Origin of the sequence: Halomonas sp. 141, assembly GCF_002810305.1 — a bacterium.
Taxonomy (GTDB): domain Bacteria; phylum Pseudomonadota; class Gammaproteobacteria; order Pseudomonadales; family Halomonadaceae; genus Vreelandella; species Vreelandella stevensii.
On sequence record NZ_PINZ01000158.1, the window covers coordinates 1 to 313 of the forward strand.

Annotated in this window: 1 protein-coding gene; it reads right to left on the reverse strand. The window is 64.9% G+C overall.

The features are described 5' to 3' along the window. A partial coding sequence (locus CWI66_RS17800; RefSeq protein WP_157809017.1) for an IS66 family transposase occupies positions 1-313 on the reverse strand: 313 nt, incomplete at both ends.

The window sequence follows — 313 nt, forward strand, 5'->3', positions numbered from 1 at the left end:
ATGGGCGTTTCATCCATCGCCAGCACCCGGCTGCGCAACACGTTGTCGGTCTGGGCATCCACTACGGGGCGCAGCAGATCGATGGCCCGCTTGACCAGGTTGGTCAGGGTGCTGCGGCTGACGGTGATGCCGGCCTGTTGGATGCGCTGGTGCTGGCGATACAGCGGCAAGTGGAACTGGAACTTGTCCACCAGCAGCCCGGCCAGCAGGCTGACGTCGGCCAGGCTGTTGTCCAACACGTTGAACGGGGCCGGTGTGGTGATGGGCTTCTCGGTGCCCTTGCGCCGGAACACCGGGCGTTCGCACTTGAGCA